The organism is Microbacterium umsixpiens, from assembly GCF_053543675.1.
Window position 1 is genome coordinate 816 of the sequence record NZ_JBLVOH010000213.1, and the last position, 3621, is coordinate 4436.

General features: G+C 68.0%; 2 protein-coding genes. One reads left to right on the forward strand and one right to left on the reverse strand.

Annotation, left to right across the window (positions count from 1 at the left end):
• Window positions 1–2174 (reverse strand): molybdopterin-dependent oxidoreductase (locus ACNPM4_RS18245; RefSeq protein ID WP_448986638.1); only part of this gene is annotated, 2174 nt, incomplete at its 3' end.
• A 161-nt stretch (window positions 2175–2335) separates the two neighbouring features.
• Between ACNPM4_RS18245 and ACNPM4_RS18250 the strand changes: the two genes are divergently transcribed.
• Window positions 2336–3568 (forward strand): MFS transporter, encoded by a 1233-nt coding sequence (locus tag ACNPM4_RS18250; protein WP_262001545.1) that lies wholly within the window; start codon window positions 2336–2338, stop codon window positions 3566–3568.
• Window positions 3569–3621 lie beyond the last annotated feature (53 nt).

The following is a 3621-nucleotide window of genomic DNA, read 5'->3' on the forward strand; positions in this document are numbered from 1 at the left end:
GCCCGCCACACCAGCACGACGCGCGGGAAGTTCTCCGGCGCATCCGGATCCTCGACGGCGAACTTCAGGGAGCCGTCGTCGAGGCTGTCGACCACGTACTGCGCCGGTTCCTTTCCGATCGCATCGGCCTCGTCGCACAGATCGAGCGGGTTCCGGTCGAATGTCGGATAACTGGGCATCCATCCGCGCTGCACGGACTCGACGAGACAGTCGGCCGTGGTGCGGTCGGCGAAGCGGCCGAGACCGAGCGGAGACGACAGCTGGTCGGCCGGCAGCCCGTCGTAGCGCCACTGATCGGTCGCCAGATACCAGAACGCGGTCCCGATGGTGTGACGCGGCGGGCGCCCCCAGTCCGCTGCGGCCGCGTACTGCTGATACCCCGTGATCGGACGCACCTTCTCCTGACCGACGTAGTGCGCCCAGCCGCCGCCGTTCACCCCTTGGCATCCGGTCATCGTCGTCAGCGCCAGGAAGGTGCGGTAGATCGTGTCGGAGTGGAACCAGTGATTCGTGCCGGCACCCATGAGGATCATCGACCGGCCGCCCGACCGCTCGGCATTGTCGGCGAACTCGCGCGCGATGCGAAGCGCCTGCGGCGCCGGGACCGAGGTGTGTTCCTCCTGCCACGCCGGTGTTCCGGGACTGCTCGCGTCGTCGTAGCCGGTCGGCCACGCACCCGGCAGCCCTTCGCGACCGACGCCGTATTGGGCGAGCATGAGGTCGAACACGGTCGTGACCTTCCGCCCGGCGACCGTGCGCACCGGAACGCCGCGCACGACGACCCCGGACCCGCCGGCATGCTCCTGACCCGGCTCCGGATCGAGATCGAAGCGCGGCAACCGCACCTCGACGGCATCGTGATCGCCCGGCAGATCGCTGATGGAGAGCGGCGGGACGACGTCGCCGAGGTCGAGGTTCCAGCGCCCCTCGTCCTCCGCCGTGAACCGGTGGCCGAGCGAACCGTTCGGAACGACCGGATTCCCGACGGCATCGAGCAGCACCGGCTTGAAGTCGGCGCGCGCCTGCGCTGCAGCGTCCCCGTCGAGATCGGACGCCGTGACGAACTTGCCGGGAACCAGCCCGCCGTTCCGCTCCTCGAGCGCCACGAGGTAGGGCGCATCGGTGTAGCGCCGCATGTACTCCTCGAACCGCGGCGTCCGCTTCTCGACGAAGTGCTCGCGGAGGATGACGTGGCCCATGGCGAGCGCGAGTGCAGCATCCGTACCCGGGTGCGGCGCGACCCACTCGTCGGCGAACTTGGTGTTGTCGGTGTAGTCCGGCGAGACCGTGACGACCTTCTGGCCGCGGTAGCGCGCCTCAGCCATGAAGTGTGCGTCCGGCGTGCGGGTGACCGGGACGTTCGAGCCCCACATGATGAGGTAGCCGGCGTTCCACCAGTCGGCGGACTCCGGCACGTCGGTCTGATCGCCGAACACCTGGGGGCTCGCGACAGGCAGGTCGGCGTACCAGTCGTAGAACGACAGCATCGTGCCACCGAGCAGATTGAGGAAGCGCGAGCCCGCTCCGTGGGACACCATCGACATGGCCGGGATCGGCGAGAAGCCCGCGACGCGATCGGGGCCGTACTTCTTCACCGTGTGCACGTGGGCAGCCGCCGCGATCTCGAGCACCTCATCCCAGGTCGCGCGGATCAGACCCCCCTTGCCACGGACGCGTTTGTAGGCGGTGGCCTTCTCCGGATCTTCGACGATCGAGGCCCAGGCGTCGACGGGGTCTGCGTGCACGGCCCGAGCTTCACGGTAGAGCTGCGCGAGCGTCTCGCGGATGTACGGATAGCGCACCCGGGTCGGCGAGTACGTGTACCAACTGAAGGCGGCACCCCGGGGGCAGCCGCGCGGTTCGTACTCCGGCGAGTCGGGACCGATGGAGGGGTAGTCGGTCTGCTGTGCTTCCCACGTGATGATGCCGTCCTTGACGTACACCTTCCACGAGCACGAGCCCGTGCAGTTCACACCGTGCGTCGAGCGCACCACCTTGTCGTGCGACCAGCGGTCGCGGTAGAACGCATCGCCCGAGCGGCCGCCTTCCAGAAACAGCGACCGCAGATCGGAGGAGACCTCGCCCGGCCTCATGAACCTGCCGAGGCTCACCAGCCCATCGGCGAGAGCGCCATCTGTGGAGTGCGGACTCTCGGTTCGGATGCCAGGGGTCATCGTGTCTCCTTCAGGCGGCCTTTGACTCAGCATCCAACACCCGAGCCCGGACCCGCACAAGGGTGCGCCGTGTTAATCCGCGGGGCAATTAGCACGGGAGAACAGGGTGGTGTGCGGGGTGGTCGCGGGGCTACTCTCATCGCTCAGAGGAGGAACCACCCATGAGTTCTGCCGCAACTTCCCCCGCCCCGTCCGAACTCAAAGGCGGCTTCGCGCAGGTGATCCTCGCGACTCTCGCCTCCACGGTCGGGTTCTGGGCCTGGATGGCGATCGCTCCACTGCAGAAGGCGTACGCCACCGATATGGGCCTCGATGAGGGGCAGATCTCGCTGATGCTGGCCACGCCCGTGCTGGTGGGCGCGCTCGGACGCATCGTCGTCGGTGCGATGACCGATCGCTTCGGCGGGCGGAAGATGTTCACCGCCGTGCTGCTGATCTCGGTTCCGGCCGTCCTCCTCGTCGCGGTGGCGGGAGAGATCCGCAGCTTCCCCCTGCTGCTGATCGCCGGGTTCTACCTCGGTGTCGCCGGAACGATCTTCGCGGTCGGCATCCCGTTCTCGAGCGCCTGGTTCCCGCCGGCTCGACGTGGGTTCGCGAACGGCGTCTTCGGGATGGGGATGATCGGCACGGCCGTCTCGGCGTTCTTCACGCCCCGCCTGGTGGAGTCGATCGGCTACCTCCCCACGCACCTGGTGATCGCGGGGGCACTGGCCGCACTCGCCGTGCTTTCCTGGTTCTTCCTCCGCGACTCGCCGGTCTGGCGGCCCAACACGGAGCGATTCGTGCCGAAGGTCATCGGTGCGCTCAAGCTCGCGGTGACGTGGGAGATGGCCTTCCTCTACGGCATCGTTTTCGGCGGCTTCGTCGCATTCTCGACCTTCCTGCCCAAGTACCTCACCACGATCTATCCCGACGACGTCGATGTCGTCGGAGCGGGGACACGAACCGCTCTGTTCGCCGCGGCGGCGGTCGTCGCGCGTCCCATCGGCGGCGTGCTGGCCGACCGCTTCGGCCCCAAGGTGATCGCACTGATCTCACTCGGTGGGATCGTCTCCCTCGCCTACATCGTGGGCCAGCAGCCGCCCGAGGGCGTGGTCACCGGGGTGACCTTCATCCTGATGGCCGCGGCGATGGGGCTCGGCATGGGGGCGGTCTTCGCCTGGATCGGCCCATCGACGCCACCGGAGAAGGTCGGATCGGTCAGCGGCATCGTCGCGGCAGCGGGCGGCCTCGGCGGATACTTCCCGCCGCTGGTCATGGGAGCGACATACAACCCCGACACCAACTCCTACTCGCTCGGTCTATGGCTCCTGGTTTTCGTCGGCGCCTTCGCCCTGGTGGTCGCGGGAATGCTCCGAGACGTCGGTGGAAAGCGTAACCTGGGCAGATCGTGACGACCGTTCCTGTGCAGATCGGACGCCGGATGCCGCCGGCGCCGGCGTGGGGG

Bases quoted from the DNA above. Each gene is read 5' to 3' on its own strand.
- ACNPM4_RS18250 (WP_262001545.1), top strand. From the start codon at position 2,336: ATGAGTTCTGCCGCAACTTCCCCCGCCCCGTCCGAACTCAAAGGCGGC.